Origin of the sequence: Clostridium mucosae (assembly GCF_024622765.1) — a bacterium.
Lineage (GTDB): Bacteria > Bacillota > Clostridia > Clostridiales > Clostridiaceae > Clostridium.
Genome location: NZ_JANKAF010000007.1, coordinates 75,663 through 97,078 on the forward strand (window position 1 = coordinate 75,663; position 21,416 = coordinate 97,078).

At 24.6% G+C, this 21,416-nt stretch carries 16 protein-coding genes and 2 pseudogenes; 6 read left to right on the forward strand and 12 right to left on the reverse strand.

From position 1 onward, the window contains the following. Positions 1-84: 84 nt before the first annotated feature. Positions 85-705, reverse strand: coding sequence for a sugar transferase (locus NSA50_RS09675; protein ID WP_257444743.1), 621 nt, complete (start codon positions 703-705; stop codon positions 85-87). Positions 706-1,293: 588 nt separating this feature from the next. Between NSA50_RS09675 and NSA50_RS09680 the strand changes: the two genes are divergently transcribed. Beyond that, complete coding sequence (locus tag NSA50_RS09680) at positions 1,294-1,455, forward strand: aspartyl-phosphate phosphatase Spo0E family protein (protein WP_257444745.1); 162 nt, start codon at positions 1,294-1,296, stop codon at positions 1,453-1,455. A 1,263-nt stretch (positions 1,456-2,718) separates the two neighbouring features. Here the strand turns inward: NSA50_RS09680 and NSA50_RS09685 are convergent. After that, complete coding sequence (locus tag NSA50_RS09685) at positions 2,719-2,880, reverse strand: hypothetical protein (RefSeq protein WP_257444747.1); 162 nt, start codon at positions 2,878-2,880, stop codon at positions 2,719-2,721. A 764-nt stretch (positions 2,881-3,644) separates the two neighbouring features. Between NSA50_RS09685 and NSA50_RS09690 the strand changes: the two are divergent. Next, a pseudogene (locus NSA50_RS09690) lies at positions 3,645-3,728 on the forward strand (IS200/IS605 family transposase); the annotation flags it as partial. Positions 3,729-4,429: 701 nt separating this feature from the next. Here the strand turns inward: NSA50_RS09690 and NSA50_RS09695 are convergent. The 3 genes from NSA50_RS09695 to NSA50_RS09705 all read right to left on the reverse strand — a co-directional run bounded on the left by NSA50_RS09695 (position 4,430) and on the right by NSA50_RS09705 (position 7,146). Then, positions 4,430-4,765 (reverse strand): hypothetical protein, encoded by a 336-nt coding sequence (locus NSA50_RS09695; RefSeq protein ID WP_257444749.1) that lies wholly within the window; start codon positions 4,763-4,765, stop codon positions 4,430-4,432. A 348-nt stretch (positions 4,766-5,113) separates the two neighbouring features. Then, on the reverse strand, positions 5,114-5,890 hold the full coding sequence (locus NSA50_RS09700; RefSeq protein WP_257444751.1) for an EAL domain-containing protein: 777 nt from the start codon (positions 5,888-5,890) through the stop codon (positions 5,114-5,116). 488 nt (positions 5,891-6,378) lie between these two features. Then, entirely contained in the window at positions 6,379-7,146 is a 768-nt protein-coding gene (locus tag NSA50_RS09705) for a tyrosine-protein phosphatase (RefSeq protein WP_257444753.1), read from the reverse strand. A 1,572-nt stretch (positions 7,147-8,718) separates the two neighbouring features. On the opposite strand from NSA50_RS09705, the gene NSA50_RS09710 reads away from it, so the two are divergent. Both NSA50_RS09710 and NSA50_RS19935 read left to right on the forward strand, forming a co-directional pair. After that, a complete protein-coding gene (locus NSA50_RS09710; RefSeq protein ID WP_257444754.1) occupies positions 8,719-8,874 on the forward strand; it encodes a Spo0E family sporulation regulatory protein-aspartic acid phosphatase in 156 nt (51 codons plus the stop codon). Positions 8,875-9,358: 484 nt separating this feature from the next. Next, a pseudogene (locus NSA50_RS19935) lies at positions 9,359-9,815 on the forward strand (transposase); the annotation flags it as partial. A gap of 615 nt (positions 9,816-10,430) precedes the next feature. Here the strand turns inward: NSA50_RS19935 and NSA50_RS09720 are convergent. Continuing rightward, positions 10,431-10,589, reverse strand: a complete 159-nt coding sequence (locus tag NSA50_RS09720) for a hypothetical protein (protein WP_257444758.1) — start codon at positions 10,587-10,589, stop codon at positions 10,431-10,433. 2,734 nt (positions 10,590-13,323) lie between these two features. Between NSA50_RS09720 and NSA50_RS09725 the strand changes: the two genes are divergently transcribed. Together NSA50_RS09725 and NSA50_RS09730 are read left to right on the forward strand one after the other, a co-directional pair. After that, complete coding sequence (locus NSA50_RS09725; RefSeq protein ID WP_257444891.1) at positions 13,324-13,524, forward strand: ATP-binding protein; 201 nt, start codon at positions 13,324-13,326, stop codon at positions 13,522-13,524. A 399-nt stretch (positions 13,525-13,923) separates the two neighbouring features. After that, positions 13,924-14,853, forward strand: a complete 930-nt coding sequence (locus NSA50_RS09730) for a hypothetical protein (protein WP_257444760.1) — start codon at positions 13,924-13,926, stop codon at positions 14,851-14,853. Positions 14,854-15,011: 158 nt separating this feature from the next. On the opposite strand, the gene NSA50_RS09735 is transcribed toward NSA50_RS09730, so the two are convergent. The 6 genes from NSA50_RS09735 to lonB all read right to left on the reverse strand — a co-directional run bounded on the left by NSA50_RS09735 (position 15,012) and on the right by lonB (position 21,398). After that, positions 15,012-15,563, reverse strand: a complete 552-nt coding sequence (locus NSA50_RS09735; protein ID WP_257444762.1) for a hypothetical protein — start codon at positions 15,561-15,563, stop codon at positions 15,012-15,014. Between the two features lie 107 nt (positions 15,564-15,670). Beyond that, entirely contained in the window at positions 15,671-15,916 is a 246-nt protein-coding gene (locus tag NSA50_RS09740) for a hypothetical protein (RefSeq protein WP_195262609.1), read from the reverse strand. Positions 15,917-15,941: 25 nt separating this feature from the next. Next, complete coding sequence (locus tag NSA50_RS09745) at positions 15,942-16,298, reverse strand: hypothetical protein (RefSeq protein WP_195262610.1); 357 nt, start codon at positions 16,296-16,298, stop codon at positions 15,942-15,944. A gap of 153 nt (positions 16,299-16,451) precedes the next feature. Continuing rightward, positions 16,452-17,057, reverse strand: a complete 606-nt coding sequence (gene yihA / locus NSA50_RS09750; RefSeq protein ID WP_195262785.1) for a ribosome biogenesis GTP-binding protein YihA/YsxC — start codon at positions 17,055-17,057, stop codon at positions 16,452-16,454. Next, entirely contained in the window at positions 17,053-19,383 is a 2,331-nt protein-coding gene (lon, locus tag NSA50_RS09755) for an endopeptidase La (protein WP_257444765.1), read from the reverse strand. Before lon ends, yihA begins: the two co-directional genes overlap by 5 nt. Positions 19,384-19,709: 326 nt before the next feature. Continuing rightward, a complete protein-coding gene (gene lonB, locus NSA50_RS09760) occupies positions 19,710-21,398 on the reverse strand; it encodes an ATP-dependent protease LonB (protein WP_257444767.1) in 1,689 nt (562 codons plus the stop codon). Positions 21,399-21,416: the final 18 nt, after the last annotated feature.

Consider the following 21,416-nt stretch of genomic DNA (forward strand, 5'->3'; position numbering starts at 1 on the left):
AATCTATCTAAATATCAAGTATATATTTTTCCTATACTCAATTAATTATAAATATTATTATATTTCCTCTTTACTTTAATTTTACTATCTTGCTCCTTCCCCACTTAATACAACTTTAATTGTTTTTATAATTATTTTAATATCCAATAAAAAACATCTATTCCTTATATATTCTAAATCTATTTCCAGCTTTTCTTTTGGTGATAAATCATACCCTCCTGATACTTGAGCTAAACCTGTTAATCCTGGTTTAACAATCAATCTATCTCTAAAATTAACTATATCTGCTTCAAATTTTTTTATAAATATCTCTCGCTCTGGTCTAGGTCCTATAAACGCCATATCTCCCCAAAAAATATTTATCAACTGTGGTAACTCATCTATTCTTGTTACTCTAATTATTCTACCTACTCTTGTAATTCTATCATCATTTTTATTTGCCCACCTCGCCCCATCTTTCTCTGCATCTATTTTCATCGATCTTATTTTATATATAGTAAATTCTCGTCCATTCTTCCCAAGTCTTTTCTGAGTATATATTGGATTACATCTAGATTCTATCATCACAGCCAAACAAGCTAGTAATATCACTGGAAAAGTAACTACTAATAATGTAATAGAAAAAACCACATCCAGTATTCTATTTGTAAACTCATAATATACTTTTTTTCTCATAAAATACTTCTTTACCAAATAATGTTCCAAAAATACCATCTCCTTTATTTACCTACTCATAGTTACTAAGCTTTTCTAAATATATATTACTTTAAATATACAAAAAAAAAGAAAATATGCGTAAATCTCCTTATATTTTTCTTAAATTTTCTAACATAATGTCAAAATATCTTTATCTATAGCTTTTATTGCTAAATTCACTATCTAAATTATAGTATTAGTAAATATAATTTCATGATCAAATTATTATATTTAATAAATGTCATAGATAATAAAAATTAATAAATAATAGAAAGTTAAAATCTATGGATACTATGTCTTATTATTTATTAAAGTGTATTAGATACTATATAAATGTAATAATCTAATTATGAATATATATTGTAATTCATATTAGACCTTTTAAAAGTTTTCTATGAGACTTTCCAAACTCCAAAAATATTATTCAGAAAATTCTAAGTACTCACTTTAAATTTTTATTGTATATATTTTAAGTTCACTACCTTATTATAGATAATACACTTTTATTTATTTTCTAAAATATTCTATATTTTTCCTCCAATTACCTATTGTTTTTGTCTATTTTGCACTTTTATAATTTTTTATAAGGAGGTATTTATGGATAAAATTGAACAACTAAAAAAAGAACTTGAGAAACTATTTATAGAAGAAGGGCTCACGGACAAAGTTTTGGAATTAAGCAGAAAACTAGATTTAGAAATTGTAAAACTGCAAAAGAAACTAAACGACCTACACGACCTAAAAGAAAATAAAAATTAATATTATATGAAATAGCTCTAGTTAGCCATGTACTACTTGATAAAAAGATAAAATTTTCCAAATTATTAAACAACAAAATTACAAAATACTTTGTATAAACTCTACATTGAAAACAAATCAATTCATTAATAGGTATTATTTAATTTAATAATAACGTACTTCTTATTTTATAATCTGTAAAATAAAAATAGCACTCAGTTAAACTGAATGCTACTTCCAATATTATGACTCAATGAATATACTTAATTTAATGATTTACACTTAAATTACACCTAATTCTGTTCAAAAAATATATTTAACATATTTTTACTATACTATCACAAATAAAACAATATCCTTTCATATATTAAATTCCTTATAATAATTTCTATATATAATCTTCTCTTTTAGTTAATACTATCAAATAAAGTATTAAAAACTATTTATCTACCATTATGTTTTCATTTTTCATTATGTTTTCATTTTTATCCGTAACATACTGATATTTTTATATTAGCGATTTTCATTTTTACCATTATAAAAAATAGAAAATAGCACCTATATCAATCTAAGTGCTACTTTCTATTTTACAATCATTTTAGAATTATTTAAGGATATAGTATATACCCTTCTCTTGATTTAGAATCCTTTGAAGATATAGTATATAACCTTACTTTGACATGGTATTTTAAAGAGCATACTTAAATTATAAATTCTAAATAATTTATAATCAATTCATTCCACGTAACATTTTAATACTTTCTTCATTTTCAAGCATTTTTTTAACAATAACATCTTATAATATCACATAATAAATGTTATTAATTTGTCATTTCTGATTTATTTTAAATCATCATTAAATTGTATATCTTATACAACTTAATTTTAGTATTAATTTTTTAATCAATCCATCCAATATACTTATATACTAGATGTTTTTAACAAAATGTATTTTATAAATGCTCCCCCCTTTCACAATATTAAATATAATATCTATTCCTTTTTCCCCCAATACTATTTGTATATATTTAATTTTTTTATATTTATAGGTATTTACTATTATATTTAAGTTTTTAATTTACTTAAGCGTATATCACTCCATTTATTTTATAAGTTCTATTAGAATAACAAAGATACACCCTATTAAAATTTATCTCCTTTAACTTTAATACTATTCTTTTTTATGGAATTAATAAGATTTATTTATATCATAGTTGTCTTATACCGACTTTTTATTTTGAAATAAATTATATACATATCAATCTTATTTTTAATTAATACTATTTAAAGTACATTAGTACCATTTATTTCTTTAAATCCTGTCATTAGCAACATTCTTAATTGTATGTTGCTTTTTATTTTATTTAAATCTGAAAAAAATAGCCCCCAATTAAATTGAATACTTTTCCCTAATAAATAACTTTGATTTAATGAATACTTTATCATTCTATCTAATATCTCTACTTTTATTCATTTTTTTAATACTATTAACGCATATTTTATACTATCATACAAAAGTAGCACCTAGTTTATACTAAGTGCTCTAAATAAATTTCATAATATTAAAGGGTTAATCGTAATACTTATTAACAATTAATGTCTATATGTCTAACTTATGGTCGAAGAATATGTATGAGTAATAAATTAAATCTATACAAATAATTATCACTTTTAATTAGTCAATAAGTATCACAATTTAATTATAACAAAAATTCTTACTTCTTGAAATAATCTTTAGCGTACTTATATTATTGTTCCACGAATTAAATACGCAAAAATAGCACCCAGTTAAACTGAGTGCCATTTTACAACAATAACTTTGCTTCAAACTAATGTATCAATAGTTCGTTTTTAATTATATCTACTTTTATTTAATTTTTAAATACTACTTACCGTATTTTTTCTATACTATCGCGAATAAAATAGCATATTTCACATTAATTAACTTTCTAAAGAAATTATACATATAATATACTCTCTTTAAGATAATACTACTAATGCTAAAATATGTAAATATATTTTTTATCATTTTGTTTTTTTATTTATCTGTAGCATACTAATATTTGTATGTTACCGATTTTTATTGCATTTAGAATACCACATACCCTACTTGTGCTTACAAAAATCTTCTAGCTATGAATGAATAAAAAATACCCCATTTATAAATAATAATATGAGTTTGCCAACCAAACTATAATACAAAAGGAGATATGTTCAAAATTAACAATAACAGTTTATCACATAGCAAATGGAATTGTAAATATCATATAGTATTTTCATACAAATATAGAATCTAAATAATTTATGGAAAAATAAAAGCAGCTATAGGGAAAATTTCAAGAAAGAATTCTATACTTATACTAATTAAAAAATAAAACGTCAAATTTAATGTACAATAACATTTTAACTCCCCAAAACAGATTTAATAATTGGAGTAGTATCTATTATTTATTAACGAATCACAAAAAATATTTAATTGCTAATATATCAACTCTGATTAATAATAATTTAGCAAATATAAATTTTAATAACGAAAATGAAAATAAAATCAAAACCATAGATAAGAATTTAATTAAAAGAAAATTATCTAAATTAAAAGAGTTATATTTAAATGTTTTAATCTCTTTAGATGAATATAAAGCTACTTATGAAAAATATAATAGTCAATTAAAGAAAAGTATAAAAAATAGACTCCTAAAAATAAAACTATTTCTTATACCTCAGATTTTTTCTTTTTATTGGATTAAACTTTATAATAATTTATCCAATGAAAAGAAAAGAATATTTTGGAGACAATTTATCTCTAAAATTTTTCCTTGTTGCATAATATAAAATTAATTTAAAGATCTATAACTCAGTTAAAGAAACAATGCTATTGATGATTATATTACAATTATTATAAATACAAATAAAAAATGATTCCTAAACAATATAGAAATCATATTTTTACTCTCAAAACTTTTTTATTGTATCATTCCCATCACTTTATCCCCACTTATTCATTCATATTCAATCTTATTATTCCAGACACTAATATCAACATTGATGCTATAGAAAATAATATAAAAATATTTCCGTCACTTATAATTATACGCGGTATATTTACTAATGCTCCTGCTAACATAAACACCCCTGTCAGATAATTCTTATTTTTTATACACGCTCCAATTAAAACTAATATATTTACCACTATCCCTATTCCATCTAATATCTCTAATACAACTTTATACTGATGTGTGGATTGTATAGATACTGAAAATAATAAAATAATACAACTTATACCCCCTAATATTCCACCTACAACTCCTAATATAAGACTAACTTTCCTCACCAACTCACCCTCACTTTATTTTATAATTTTATCTTACTTTTACTATTTTCGATTTCTGCTTTATTACAATTTATACAAAAATCAGCATTTTTATATACATCAATAATACACTTCTTCCAAATTTCTAGTTTTATTATCTCTATATTTATTTAATAACATTTATTATAATTAAAAATACAATAGTAATTTTTTCTCTAAAGTAAATCATTATTTCGATTTAAAATTTAAAATACATATACTAATTTATCAATTTCTCTATTAAATATCATTTTTATAATACAGCAATTATTTACAAAATATACAACTCTAATTGATAATTATACAATTTATATAAGACACCTTTCATTTCTACTTATAACTTTTTATCTTTATAACTTCTTCTATACTCATAGGCCTACTTATATGAAAACCTTGAAAGTAATTTATACCGTATTCTTTTAAAAAATTCATTTCATATTTATTTTCAATTCCTTCTGCTACTAACACTATTCCCATTTCATTCGCTAAATTACTTAACATTTTGATTACTATACCTGAATTGTTTTCATCACTAATTCGAGTTATTATTGATTTATCTAACTTTATACAATTAAATTTTGTATCAATAATTCTATGTATATCAGAGTTCATTTTACCAAAATCATCAATTGATATCTCTATTCCTAAATTCATTAATTTATTTATCGTTTCATTAAACTCATCTATATTTACTATCGGCATAAATTCTGTTACTTCTATTCCTATCATACTAGGATCTACTCCGAAACATTTTAAATATTTTTCAATTTCATAAACTATATTTTCTATTTTTAATGTAGAAGATGAAAAGTTTACATATATCCGTTCTAAATTTATATTATTATCTTTTAAGTATAATAATATCTCACATGCATTTTTTAAAGCCAACAAATCAATCTTATAAACAATATCAAATTTTTCAGCAATTTTTATAAAAATCTCGGGTTCTATTTCATATCCATCGTCATCTCTTAATCTTGTAAGCACTTCGAATTTAGTATATCTATTAGCTTTATTATTATATATTGGTTGATATAAATAATTAAATTTTTCTTTATCTATTAATTGTTTTATATACTTTTCATTTTTTTTCTTATTTTTCTCCATTAAAATGCTCCTTATTAATAATATTTAACATCATTTTATAAATTTATATTAACTTCATTATAATTTATTAAAATAATCAGCTATAATTAAAACTATTATATTAATTACTCTTTTTAACATACTTAGTTTACACTAAATTATATTAAATTATTATAAATAACCTTTGCTTATTCACAAAATATAATAAATTACGCATAAAATTTAAATAATATTTATTTTGTAATCCACTTTCCCAAATACTAATTTTCTATTATTGCATTATGAATAAAGCTTTATCTGAATAGCTATTTCATAATTTTGTTAATTTATTATAATAATTTTGTTCATTTCTTATATAAGTAAGATTAAATTTATAAAAAGTTTCTGAATTAATTTATCTTCTTAGATTCAACTTATTTTTCATCCTCTCTATTATTATTCAGCTTAATTAATCTTCATCATTCAAAATCATTTCTATATCTACTATAAGTAAATCTGAATTATATAATTTATCTAAATATATCAAGGATACCTTTTCTATCTTTTATTAAATTTCCTATAAATTTTATTCCATTATTATTTAAAACATTTTCTCCCCCATCAATTAAATAATTAAAGTAATTTCTATCTATACTTTTTATTAATTCCCCCCCCTTACTCATATCTGTATTTCGGACTGTATCCCTATGGGCATCTGAACCAACAAAACTATATATATTATTTTTCAAATATATTTTAGCTGTTTTCCTCACCGCTTTCCCAAAATCACCTGTAATACTTCCTATATTTAATTGAAAAAGAAACCCCTCTTTTATAAACTCATTTATTAATGAAGGTTTTTTTACAAACTTTTGATATCTCTCTGGATGAGCTATAATTGGTACTATTCCTATAAGTTGTAACTCATAAATACTTTCAATTACTTCTTGAATTGAAAAATCCTTCATATTAAATTCAATTAACATATACCTTGAATTATTTATTGTTCCTATATAATTATTTATATAATTTTCAAATATATTTCTTGTATAATAAACCTCCTGCCCATGATACACCTCAATATTTAAATTTTCTTCTTTTACTAAACTATTCACTTCTTCTACTTTTTTCTTCACTTCATCTATAGGCATATTAAAATATCCTGGCATATAATGAGGCGTAATTACTAGCTTAGTAGTTCCGCCTTTAACAGCTTGTCTTAACATATTTAAAGACATATCCCTAGATTTAGATCCATCATCAATCCCCCAAATCAAATGAGAATGTAAGTCTACCATAAAATCCCTCCATATCTAACATATACTCATAATTAATAACTATTTATAAAAACTTAATTGAGGTTAAAGTCCTCTAAAATTTTTTTGATTTTTTCTAATATTTTATATAACATTCTAACTTTTATTAAAATAAAGCTGAAAAAAATTTCCTTAATAAATTCAAATTATTCGTAAATACCCAAATTGAAATAATTAGATATTTTATTGATTAATATCTATCCTTAATAAATGCCCTTACATTATTCAAAAATTTTATTTACATATAATAAAATTCATTTTATCCAAATAAATCGATAAGTCATTTGCTATTTTTTGACTATATTTTTTCTTTAATTCTCTTTTTCTATGATATTTAATTAATGAGCTAAATTTTAAAAATACAGGAAAAGTTTTATGAACTATTTATTAAGTAAAACTAAAAATAATACTGTTATTTCTAAGAAAGAATTTATTGATATGTATTATTCATTAATTATTAAGAAGCTTAATCAATTTATCTTAATAGTACATCCTTTGATACCCTTATTCAAATAGTCCCTATAAACCTACTTCATGCAATAGATATTTTTAATTTATCTAAGAAATCCAGTAAATTTCACCCCTATAATATTTTATCAATTAAAATGGATATACACATCTCTTCAGAAGTTAAATTAGAGATAATTATGAGTCTTGCCTAAATAAAATCATTGAGCAGGAGTATGTCTTTGGTGATAGTATCCATAGACTATACTATAATGAATATAATTCTATTAAAGTAGCATAAATAAAAATCTTTATTTAGCTTTAAAAAAGCTTGATTATTAAAAAAAGCTTATAGATCTTTTTTTCATATATCCAATGATAAACCTAATCTTACTAGATATTCTGACGTAAAAGAAGATGATTATTAATATTGTTGTTTGAAAAAAAATTTAACAATTATTAAATATAATGTGAATGACTATTATTAATTTTTTATTAAATATCTCCACTATTATCGAATTAAATATATACATTATACTTTGTTAAATTATATATAATTTCATTCTCCTTTACTTTCCTCAAACGTAACTATGTTAATTTACTCGTAAGCTCTAAAATATATATAAACGATTTTTCCATATTTTTAAGTAAAAAGAGTACTTAGAAAATTCTAAGTACTCACTCAAAAATTTTATACAACCCTACACCATAATTGAAATAAAAAACAATTCTCATTATTAAGAAATAAACTCAGCTACTTCTTAATAAATCTTTAAATCATTATAGCTTCTATTAAAATCTAGTTCAATATCTTTAACGCTCTTTTAATTCAATTTTACGAACAAAAACACTCTATATAAAACGAATATCTCATATAAAAGTAACTATTTATATATTAACATCAACTACTAGCTTTTAAAAAATAATATTTATAAAATTATAGCCGATTATAAAATTAATTTAAATTAAATATATTTTAATGTAATCATTATTATAATCATATTCAATTTCTAAATTTACTCATTTCACCTTAAGTTTTTATTATTTTCATTTTCTTTCTATTGTTTTAATTCTTTTCCATTCTATAATACTTATAAGGAGGTATTTATGGATAAAATAAACAAATTAAAACAAAAACTTGAAGAACTTTTTATACTTGAAGGGCTTACAGACAAAGTTTTAGAACTTAGTAGAGAACTAGATTTAGAAATTGTAAAACTTCAACAAGAAAAACTAAATGACCTAAAAAAAAATAAAGACTAATATTATTATAAAATAGCCCCAATTAAGCAAGTGTTCCTTGATAAAAAGATAGCTGCTTTTAATTATCAAACAAAAATTACAAAACATCTTTATAGTAACTCTGTACTAAATCAACTTATCAATAAGTATTATTATCTAATTTAATAATAATATACCTCTCATTTTTATTAATCACAAAATAGCACCCAGTTAAGCCGAGTGCTACATGATAAAAGATAACTATTAATATACTACTTATCGCTTATTATACTATTCTTTAAATCCATCCCAAATTATCAAACATAAATATATATGTAATCTCAAGAAATTATTGAAAACAAATCATTCATCAATAAGTATTATAATTTAATTATACTTAATTTTATACATTTCTAAAATACTATTTAACGTATCTTTTGTATCAATATACGAAAATATCCACCTATTAAATTGAAAGCTCCTTCAAACTAATTAACCTAATACATAAAGTTAATATAATAATTTACACTTAAATTATACGAATAATAATCAAAAAGCTTTTTATTAAACCTCAAATATATGAAAAATCAAAAACTAAAAAGTTTAAAAATAATATTAGCAAAAGGGAAAATATGAAATATAACCTAGATAAAGATTACTATATTTGTGTTGCTAGCAAGAAATCGTTTCCTAATGAATCTACTACAAAAAAGTCAAAATCAAACTTTAAATCAATTATAAATATCTACGAATGCGAACTCTATTTAGATTATGAGTATAAGAATAAATAGAGCAATTCAATGTGAAGGTGCATTTGCAGTAATTAAACAAGATTATAGATTTAGAAGATTTTTAATGAGAGGAAATAAAAAATAAGAATAGAACTATTGATAATCTCATTTGCCGATAATGTTAATAAATTACACAATAAAATTTTGCAAATTCGAAACAGAGAGCTATTACATGAACCGAAAGGTACATAATAAAAACTTTATATAAAAATTATAGCCGAAGACATCTAATCTTCTTTTTGTCATGTAAAAAAATAAAATTAATATAAATATTTACATAAAAATTATTGTATAAGAATTTTTAAAATTAAAAAGTAGCTATATTTAAATTGAATTTACTAATTCAATTTATACAGCTACTTTTGAAATTATATATTTCGTAATAACACTGCTAGCATGTATTACTATGTAAGCACAAAATAATTATAAATTTTAATATATACTAAATCAACTATATTAACGCATTATTTTAATATATTTTCTATTTTTAGGTACTATAATACCTAGATACTATAAAACTACTCTCTTTGACATAATCATAAACACCTTTTTCTTCTTGTTTATCATTTATTTGTATTACTTAATCTGCTTTAATTTCACTTACTTTATAATCTTATACTTTAATTAAATGATAACTATTTATTATGATATCATTCCTGTTGAAAATAAACCTTCATCTTCTTAATAAGTTAATAATTCTTCATATCATAGCATATCATAGTTCACCTTTACTTCTATTTTTATTACTACTCTTCAACTATCGTTGTTTCTATTTTATCATATCTTAATTTTTATATAGTTCTACATCTATATAGCTTCTATAAAACTCACCACACCAACTATACTTGCCATTTTAATTCCTATAAGTTCAAAGTTCTTTATTCTATTTAGCTCTACTAGAGTTGTTTTTATATTCTGACATCCTGAATCATCAAATAAATTCTGTAATATAAAATTTATTATCACTTATAAACCTTGCAATTTAAAACTTGAATCATATGTTAAATTTATTATATATAAAATATATAGTAAATTAATAAGTCTATTGCGTTTTTTGGTGCTTCACAGCACTTACTACATTATTTTTAATACCTACTATTAGTGTAAAGTACATTCAAAATATTTTATTATTTTAATCCTTATCATTAGCAATATATTTAATTATGTATTGCCTTTTTTATTTTTCTTTACAATAAATATGAGGGTGTCGCAAAATGATTTTAAATAATTTTGTAGCAACCTCTTTTTTTACATTTTAAAGAACAAAGGATGTATATGAAATGATCCAACAAGAAAATAAATAACTATCAAATAATTATGCATTTTCATGTTGGAATTTTTCAACATTCCTATATTTACGTTTACATTAACTAATATATAATCTAATAAATTAATTCTAAATAATTATATATATAGATTGTAGTTCATGCTTACCTTTTAAAAAGTTTATTTTGATACTTTTATATTTTAAATATTTTACTTTATAATTACAAAAAAAGAGCAGTTATTATTCTAACTGCTATAAAAATTTTTATGAGGTTCTGCTCATGGTCAAACACTTTAAATACTTATCAAAAAATATCTCACACCTATTTTATTAAGTATCAGCATAATAATTATAAATTCTATAAATTTAAAAATCAATATACTTCACATATTGTTAAATTTATTTTAATAACTTTTCTTTGTATTGATATATTATTTTAGAAAAACTATTATATGAAGCATTGCTGAAATTAATATATTTTTTAAATTTGTTTATCATTAGCAATATACTTAATTATATATTAATTTTTATTATATTTAGACAAAAAATAGAACCCCGATTAATCTAAGTTCTATTCTTCTCTATTCTAAAATCATTAGAGGAGATAACACTATTACCCTATATTGATATAGTATTACTGAGAAACTAACTAAATTATAAATTCTAAATAATTTAAAATCAATTCTATACACGTACTATTTTAACACCATCTCAATTTTTAGGCAAATAAAGATACCTAATTTCTTTGTATACCGAGTGTCTAAAAAGATGTATTTTCAATAGGTACTATATTTTTTGAAATAAATTATATGTATATCATCTTATTTTTAAGACATACTTTTATTGTAAAGGCATTCTATTATTTTTAACATTATCATTAGCAACTTACTTAATTGTATGTTGCTTTTCATTATATTTAGACATAAAAATAACACCCAGTATAAACTGAGTGCCATTCCACAATAATAAGTTTAATTCAACAAAATATAATGATAAGTCTTCTTTAATTATAATTGCTTTTATTCATTTCTAAAATACCATTTAACGTATATTTTAAACTATAATACGAAAATAGCACTTAGTTTAAACTAAGTGCTACATGATAAATGTTAAGTAACTTTATAATACTTATTAACAATTAATATCTATAATTTAAATTATGGTTGAAAGTATGTATGAGCAATATATTAAATTCACATAAATCATTCTTACTTTATAATGTGTTAATAAGTATTACAATTTAATTATAAACAAATTTCCTACTTCTTGAAATAATCTTTAGCGTACTTATATTATTGTTTCACGAATTCAATATACAAGAATAGCACCCAGTTAACCTGAGTGCTATTCTATACATAACAAATGGTGCTAGTAAAAATGAAATAATCTTTACTACGATGTATTTTCCTCTTAATTATATCTACTTTTATTCAACTTTTAAATACTATTTTACGTATCTTTCTTACCTTCTCACAAATTAAATAATATCCTTCACATTAATTAACTTTCTGAATAAATTATATGTATAATATACTATCTTAAGATAATAGTATTATTGCTAAAATGTATAAATATATTTTTTTATCATTTTTTCGATTAAATTGTTATTTCTCTTTTTACTGGATATCTTGCATGTTTTAAATAATAATGATACTAAATATATTATTGACATATATTAAATCCTATGTTAACCTTATATTAATCATTGGTCTTTTGTTAACCTTTTGTTTGAAAATAAATTCTTACAATCATTTAAAGCCGTCTTATGATGGCTTTTTTTCTTTTGAAATAAATTATATGTATATCAGCTTATTTTTAAGACATACTATTACTGTGAAAAGTATTTTTCTTTCACCCCTTGTCATCAGCAACATATTTATATTGATATGTTGCTTTTTTTAGATATATATGCATATTAAATTTACTTTTTGGAAATACTATTAATATAGAAGTATTAATTGAAATAATATAATTTTATATCCATTTTTCCTTTAGCAACATACTTAATTGTACGTTGCTTCTCATTGCCTTTAGACATGGAAAAGCACCCAGTATAAACTGAGTGCTACGTGATAAAAGTTATAAATGTTAAGATCTCTATAATACTTATTAACAATTAATGTCTGTATATTTAAGTTATAATTGAGAATATGTATGAATGATATATTGAGTCAATATAAATCATTATTGCTTTATAATTAGTTAATAAACATTATAACTTAATTATAACCAAATTTCCTACTTCCTGAAATAACCTTTAGCGTACTTATATTATTATTTCACGAATTCAATATACAAAAATAGCACCCAGTATAAACTGAGTGCTATTACATAGTAATATAATTGATTCCATAAATATTTAGTAGTATATTTAAATTATATCTACTTTTACTCAATTCTTAAATACTATTTAACGTATCTTCCTTATATTCTATAGATAAGCCCTATGAAAAGAAAAGTACAATAATTACTAAAAATATACACCTGTCCGATTGGAATCAAATATTTGTAAATAATATGTTATCTAGTGCTATTTTGAATAGACTTATCCATCCTTCTACTATTGTTAATATTCTAGGAAACTCTTATAGAACAGCTACTGCATTATCCAAAATAGCTGATAAAAATAGCTGAACAATTGTACATAAAAATATTGGCACAATTGTTCAAAAAATCTTGACATTAATAGTTTCGGATAGTTATTGAGCTTTACTTTGTACGGCAAGCTTACTCATAGTTTTGAACCTCGAATGTGATTCGTATCCTTCATACCAAGGTTTTACATTAGACTTCCTTCAGATTCAACCTCACGATGGACACCCTTGGCATCAGCTAAATGGTTGGTACTCTAAGCCCCCATTACTAACTTTCACCGATTAGTAGGTGCCCATGCTAGGCAACTGCAAAAAGGAGGATTAAAATTCGAATATTCCTTTTTAACGGCTAGTATCAAAAGTTATTTTGATACAGCTCCTTTTTATTTATTTTGTATTAATCGCTAATAAGACTCATATAATAAATTGAGGTGATTATATGTCAAGATTTATAATTATAAAAAAGAATGTTGTACTCTCTTATATAATAGCTTTCCTTATATTTTTTGTGTTTATATTATCTACTTATTTTTTTCTTACTAATAATAATTCTATAGAAACACTCACACCAATTACTTCAAAAAATTATAATGATTTTGACTTAAATGGAGATGGTGAAAATGATAAGATTGAAATATCCAAGGAAAATAATAACTACATATTAAATATAAAAAGTAAAGATAAAACTTATCCTCTTGTTAATAATGACGAATCAAATTTGCTTGGAGATTCACTTATTAAATGGCCTATCAAAGTGAATATTATAGATTTATCCAGAAATAACCTTCCAGAAATAATTGTACAGTTATCCAAAGATAAATCTCCTGTAAATTATGTATTTTCATGGAATGGATCTAAATTTGTAAATACATTTTTTTCAAGTGATAATATAATAGGGATACTTGATTCCAACAATAACAAGACGCCTAAACTGCTCTCTCTTTCTTCGAGCAAAGGTGATAGTTCTACCAAAAGTATTCTTTTCCTAGGAGATAACATAAAAGATATAACATTTTCAAAAATAAAAGTTCCTGGATTATCTGCAATTCAAGGATTTATAGATGTAATTGAAGCTCCTTACGAATTATCTGAGGCACCTAACATTTTCACTCCTAATATAGATAGTACTGAACTTGCAATATTATGGGGATTAGATAAGGATAATACAAGATATTCCTTCCAAACTGGTTATTTTTCAGATTTTAAATGGGATGCAAATGGAAATATATTAGGGGTAAATTGGACATTATCATTTGAATCTGTAAAAAATACAAATGATTCTTCTCCTGATAAAGAGCTATTATTGTATTTATCAGTAGAAGATGATGGATATGGTTCTCTTAAAATATCTTCAATAAAGAAAATATAAAATTAAAAGGCCGCTATAAGCGGCCTTAAAAGGGGGATGGGGGGGGGTTTTAGCTTAAACGAAGATTTCTCATCGCTTGCTATAGGAGAATACTTCTCCGGTACAATAATATTATTTACATAGACTTACCTTTTTATACATTTCCTTAATAAATTTCATTATTCCTTAAAATATCCATTATTGTAAGCTTCTATAACTTTATCTATAAATTTAGCTTTTTTTGAATCAACTATACTTTTTATAGCTATTAACATTTGTATGTTCTCATCATCTAGTAAATCATCATCTAGTAAGCTATTATCAGAAGTGTCACTCTTTATATCAGTTATGTCAAAATTATTATCATTAGAAGAAGCAAAATTTGAATTGCTGTCTAAATTAGTATTATTATTTCCTAAATTAAAGTTTCCCATCCCTAAATTATTCATCATACCTTGTAAAGCTCCTAAGTCAAATCCACTTCTATTATTTATCCCACTTCTCCCCTGTTGATTATTTCCAAACTGCCCTAAATTAAAGTTATTTAAATCTAATCCATCCATCTTCATAGATGAAAGCACATTTCCGATTTGACCCATATCCATATTTCCGCCAAACATACTCATAAGTTGAGCAGGGTTTATGCCAAATGGCGCATTATTATTCACCCTATTACCGGAGTTATTATTAATTTCTCTCTCCCCTTTATGTCTATGTTTCTTTTTTGACATTTAGGTTCCTCCTATTATATTCCTGTTGCTTTATTATATGTAAAAAAATTAAATATGTTTATACTTTTAGGCATTTTTTTGGAGGGCTAAGCCCTCCATCCTCTATACTAACAGCAAGCGTCTCCGCCAAATAAGCTTCCTAAACAGCCTCCGCATAGTAAGAATAATAAAATTATTAAAACTGAACAGTTATTATTTAAAAGCCCTGATCCACATGCAATTAATAAGAATATTATAGGTGTAATACAACTATTCATTCCACCAAATATATTTCCAGTTCCACAACATGGCATTGGTTCACAGCAGCAGCAGCAATCATCATAATCTTTTTTATGGGAATGTTTCCTTGACATAACTATCTCTCCTTTCTAATTTAAATTAACAGCATCCGCCAAATATATTTCCGTTTCCACAGTTACCAAATCCTGAGCAACCGTTGCAAAGGAATAGAATTACTAATAAGAATAGATAAGATGAGCAGTTTCCAGCTCCATATCCACCATATCCGCCATCACAGCAACAATCGTGTTTACGTTCTTTTCTACAGCAACAGCTATTATTGTATCCTCCGCCGAATCCTCCACTATAGAATAGTATTAATAGTATCCATATCCAACTTCCAAATCCACAGCCACATCCTATATTATTAAATGGGCCTTGGTTTGAACATTGGGGTGCAATATTATCACTACAACCGCATGAATTTAAACCATTTAGAATTTCATTCATTTCCATAACTTACTCCTCCTTAGGATTTTTAGTTTTTTTTTGTTTTATAGTATATACTATTCTCTCGAATAATAATTGCCACTGTTTTTTATTGTAATATTTTAAATTTTTATAAATAAAAAAAGAACTTATAGTATTCACTACAAGTTCTTTAATATATTATTCTACTTCAATATTATCAATTATAGGCCCAAAAAGGTTATCTATCAGCTCATCCTTCCCCTTTTTATGAACTGAAGAAAAGAAATATAATTTATCTTCCTTTGATAAATTTAATGTCTCTCTTATTACTTTTTCACTTTTCCTTAATTCATTATTAGACAGTTTATCGCTTTTAGTTGCTATAACTACCTCATCATACCCATAAAACTTAATCCATTCGTGCATTTGTATATCATCTGCTGTAGGCTTATGTCTAGAATCTACTAAAAGTACTACTCTTTTTAATTCTTCTCTTCCATTTAAGTACGTTTCTATAGTTTTTCCCCAACTTGCTTTTTCAGTTTTAGATACTTTAGCATATCCATATCCAGGTAAGTCAACTAGATAAAACTCATCACCATTTATAATGAAGAAATTTATTAATCTTGTTTTTCCTGGTGTTTGACTAACCTTTGCAAGTTTTTTCCTATTAGTTAAAGCGTTTATTATAGAACTTTTCCCAACATTAGAACGTCCCACAAATGCTATTTCTGGTAATCCTGTCACAGGGTACTGCTCTTTTTTAACTGCAGATATAACAAAATCTGAATTTTTAATTTTAATCAATAGTATCAACTCCAATTATAGCTTTATTTAATACTTCATTAACATGATCAACTGTAATGATATTAAGCTTATTTTTTACTGTACTTGGTATCTTAATTATATCTTTCTCATTTTCCTTTGGTATTATAATAGTATCAATCCCAGCTCTATAAGCAGCAATTGATTTTTCTTTTAATCCTCCTATTGCAAGCACTCTACCAGTTAAAGTAACTTCTCCAGTCATTGCAACATTACTTCTTACCTTTTTTTGAGTTAAAGCTGAAATAATAGAAGTTATTATAGTAACACCTGCAGAAGGACCATCTTTCTTTATAGAACCTTCAGGGAAATGTATGTGAATATCAGTATTCTTATAAAATTCTTCATCTATACCATATCTTACTGCATTAGCTCTTACAAATCCAAATGCAATCTTAGCTGATTCTTGCATAACATCACCTAATTGTCCTGTAAGAACTAATTTACCTGTTCCCTTCATAGTAACAGATTCTACTGGTAATGTATCTCCACCAGCAGCAGTCCATGCCATTCCTTTTACTACTCCTACTCTATCTTCTTTTTCTTTTATATCAAAACTATATATCTTGTTTCCTAAATACTTCTCAATTCTATTAGAAGATATTGATATTGATTTCTTATCATTCTTTATCATCTCTGTAAGAGATTTTCTTATTAGCTTTCCTAAAACTCTTTCTAAACTTCTTACTCCAGCTTCCCTAGTATAAGAGTTTATTATTTCCTTTATAGCACTTTCAGATATCTTAAATTGATCATTTGTTAACTTATGATCTTTTAATAATTTTGGTATTAGATAATCTCTGGCTATATAATATTTCTCTTCATAAGTATAACCAGATACATCTATAATCTCCATTCTATCTAATAATGGTGCTGGTATTGTATCTAATGAATTAGCTGTGGTTATAAATAATACTTTAGATAAATCCATATCTAATTCTAAGTAATGATCTCTAAATGTATTGTTTTGTTCACTATCTAATACTTCTAAAAGAGCATCTGCCACATTCCCTCTGTTATCATATCCTAATTTATCTATTTCATCTAATAAAATAAGAGGATTATTAACTTTAGCTTCTTTTAAAGCATATGCTAATCTACCTGGAATAGCTCCAACATAAGTTTTCCTATGTCCTCTGATTTCAGCTTCATCTCTAACGCCTCCTAGAGACATTCTTGTGTACTTTCTATTAGTTGCATTTGCTATTGATTTAGCTATTGATGTTTTACCTACTCCTGGAGGTCCAACTAAACATAATATTGGCCCTTTCAAGCTATTTGTATATTGCTTTACAGCTAAGTATTCTACTATTCTTTCCTTTACTTCTTCTAGTCCATAATGTTCATTATTAAGTATTTTTTCAGCTTCATTTACATCAAAAGTATCCTTTGTTGATTTACTCCAAGGTATATCAAGTATCCAATCTAAATAACTTCTTATTACATTACTTTCAGATCCTTGACCAGATGCTGATTTCAATCTTGAAAGTTCACTTTCAGCTTTTTCTCTAACATGTTTAGGTAATTTAGCCTTTTTAATTCTTTCCTCGTATTTAGATATTTCTTTTTTATCTTCATCATCTTCTCCAATTTCCTCTTGGAGTACTCTTATTTGTTCTCTTATATAATATTCACGCTGAGATTTATCAACACTCTCTTTAAGTTTCTTACCTATTTTCTTTTCAACATTTATTATATCTATTTCATTTTCTAATATAACAAGTAGTTTTTCTATCCTGTTAATACAATTAACCTCTTGTAGTATTTCTTGCTTTTTATATTCATCTACAATTACATATGACGCAACTACATCTACAAGCTCACTATAGTTTTCTATTGTATCAAATATAGATATAATATTATTTTTCATATTTCCTGAAGCTTTAATATATCTACTAAAACTCTTTTTTAAAGAATTTATATAAGCCTCAATATTTTCATATTCTTCATTTGAAGGCTCTTCGATTCTTTCTACTGATACTTTTAAATATCCTTCACTTGAATCTAATTCTTTAATTTCTCCTCTATCTAATCCTTCAACTAACACTCTTATTACATCATTTGGTAGTTTTATTATTTGTTTAACCTTACATATAGCTCCTATATTATAAATATCACCAATTTCCGGTTCCTCTATTTCATAATCCTTTTGAGTTGCTAAGAATATATCTGTTTGATTTTCCATCGCTGCTTCTATAGCTGCCTTAGACTTTTCTCTTCCTACATCAAAATGTATTATCATATTAGGAAAAATACTAATTCCCCTTAGAGGAATCAAAGGTAGAGCCACTAATTTTTCACTCATTTATTCCCATCCTCCTTACATTATTATGTAACTTTTATAGTATACACATAAAATTATTATTTTTCAATCTATTTTAATCTATACAATACATAATACTTAAATTTATATATAAAATAAGTAATATTAATTATTATTTTATATTTATTATTATAATTATAATATAAACTTGAAATTTAGCAATGGACAATATTAGTAATGAGTAATACTATTAAATCTACTTATACTGGTTCACTTTATAATTAAAAGAGCCGTCTTACGACAGCCCATTAAAAATATAAATATAAATTTATTAATATAATTTTTTCTGAATCATTAAATATATATTTTTACTCCTCTCCTTTGGCTGATAATATATCTATGTTGTTATTAACAACTATATCTTCCACAGCCATATCTTCAACAATTACATCTTTTAATAGTGCTTCATTTATCACTTCATTTAGGCTTTTAACAGCTACAACTTCAATTCCTTCTATATCATTAAAACCGTCCTTCCAATTTTCAATTGGTATAATGACTTTTGTTGCACCAGACTTTTGTGCTGCATTTATTTTTGCATTTACCCCTCCAATAGGCTTAACTTCTCCTAAAAGACTTATTTCTCCGGTCATAGCAACTTTATTATTTACTTTAACTTTATTTATAGCACTATATATAGCAGTTGCAATTGTTATTCCTGCTGATGGTCCATCAACTGGCATTCCCCCTGGAATGTTTATATGTATATCATAATTTTCACATTCCAAATTAAAAATATTATTTAAAACTGTAAGCACATTTTGGATTGATGAATATGCTGTACTTTTTCTTTTAATTTTTCTATTGTTACTACTTATTTCTTCTTCTTCAACAATACCTGTAACCTTTAAGTTTCCTATTCTATGCGCCACTTTCTTTGCAGTTGCTTCTATTTCCATTAATATACCTATATTAGCTCCATGCACTGCTAATCCATTAACTACTCCTATTTCTGCTTTATCTTTAATTTTTTTATCAGGAATTTGAGTATAATTTCCATTTTCTATGACCCACTGTATATCATCTATATTTATATCGCTTCTATTTTCATTTATTGCTACTCCTGAAGAAAGCTGTATTAAATTTACAACATCTCTTCCATTAGTACAATACTTTGAAATTAAATCTAAACATTTATCATCTATTTCTAGCCCAACCTTATTAGCTGCATTTTTACCTATTGTTTTAATTTCTTCAGGATGTAATGATCTAAAAAATATTTCTACACACCTTGATCTTATAGCTGGAACTATTTCTTCTGGACTTCTTGTAGTAGCTCCTATTAATCTAAAATCTGCTGGTAATCCATTATCAAAGATTTCTTTTATATAATCTGGCATATTAGGATTTTCACTACTATAATATGAACTATCCAAAAATACTTTTCTATCTTCTAGTACTTTAAGTAACTTATTTAGTTCTATAGGATGCAATTCACCTATTTCATCCATAAATAACATCCCTCCGTGTGCCTTTGTGACAGCACCCGGTTTAGGTTGTGGTATTCCTGCAACTCCTAGAGAGCCAGCCCCTTGATAAATTGGATCATGTACTGAACCTATTAAAGGGTCGGCTATTCCTCTCTCGTCAAATCTTATTGTTGTTGCATCAATTTCTATAAATTTCGCCTCTTTCTTAAAAGGAGATTTCTCCCTCTTCTTAGCTTCTTCTAATACTAGCCTCGCAGCGGCGGTTTTTCCTACTCCTGGAGGCCCGTATATAATAACGTGCTGTGGGTTAGGTCCACATAAAGCAGCTTTTAAGGCTTTTATTCCATCTTCTTGCCCTATTATTTCTTCAAATTTAGTTGGTCTACTTTTTTCAGTTAATGGTTGGGTTAATTGAATGCTCCTCATTCTGTTTAACTTATCCATTTCCTTAACATTTTCTCTTTCAATAACAACTTTATTATTACTATGTGCTTTATTATTATTTACCATATAATAAATAAATACTATCATAGTCGTTATTTGCAATACCACTAATACTTCAGTCATAAATTTTGCATTACTTTT

What these genes read in the sequence shown, in the direction of transcription:
- NSA50_RS09680 (WP_257444745.1), top strand. Translation starts at nt 1,294, where the DNA reads ATGGATAAAATTGAACAACTAAAAAAAGAACTTGAGAAACTATTTATA.
- NSA50_RS09685 (WP_257444747.1), bottom strand. Translation starts at nt 2,880, where the DNA reads ATGATAAAGTATTCATTAAATCAAAGTTATTTATTAGGGAAAAGTATT.
- NSA50_RS09700 (WP_257444751.1), bottom strand. Translation starts at nt 5,890, where the DNA reads ATGGAGAAAAATAAGAAAAAAAATGAAAAGTATATAAAACAATTAATA.
- NSA50_RS09705 (WP_257444753.1), bottom strand. Translation starts at nt 7,146, where the DNA reads ATGGTAGACTTACATTCTCATTTGATTTGGGGGATTGATGATGGATCT.
- NSA50_RS09710 (WP_257444754.1), top strand. Translation starts at nt 8,719, where the DNA reads ATGGATAAAATAAACAAATTAAAACAAAAACTTGAAGAACTTTTTATA.
- NSA50_RS09730 (WP_257444760.1), top strand. Translation starts at nt 13,924, where the DNA reads ATGTCAAGATTTATAATTATAAAAAAGAATGTTGTACTCTCTTATATA.
- NSA50_RS09735 (WP_257444762.1), bottom strand. Translation starts at nt 15,563, where the DNA reads ATGTCAAAAAAGAAACATAGACATAAAGGGGAGAGAGAAATTAATAAT.
- NSA50_RS09740 (WP_195262609.1), bottom strand. Translation starts at nt 15,916, where the DNA reads ATGTCAAGGAAACATTCCCATAAAAAAGATTATGATGATTGCTGCTGC.
- NSA50_RS09745 (WP_195262610.1), bottom strand. Translation starts at nt 16,298, where the DNA reads ATGGAAATGAATGAAATTCTAAATGGTTTAAATTCATGCGGTTGTAGT.
- lon (WP_257444765.1), bottom strand. Translation starts at nt 19,383, where the DNA reads ATGAGTGAAAAATTAGTGGCTCTACCTTTGATTCCTCTAAGGGGAATT.
- lonB (WP_257444767.1), bottom strand. Translation starts at nt 21,398, where the DNA reads ATGACTGAAGTATTAGTGGTATTGCAAATAACGACTATGATAGTATTT.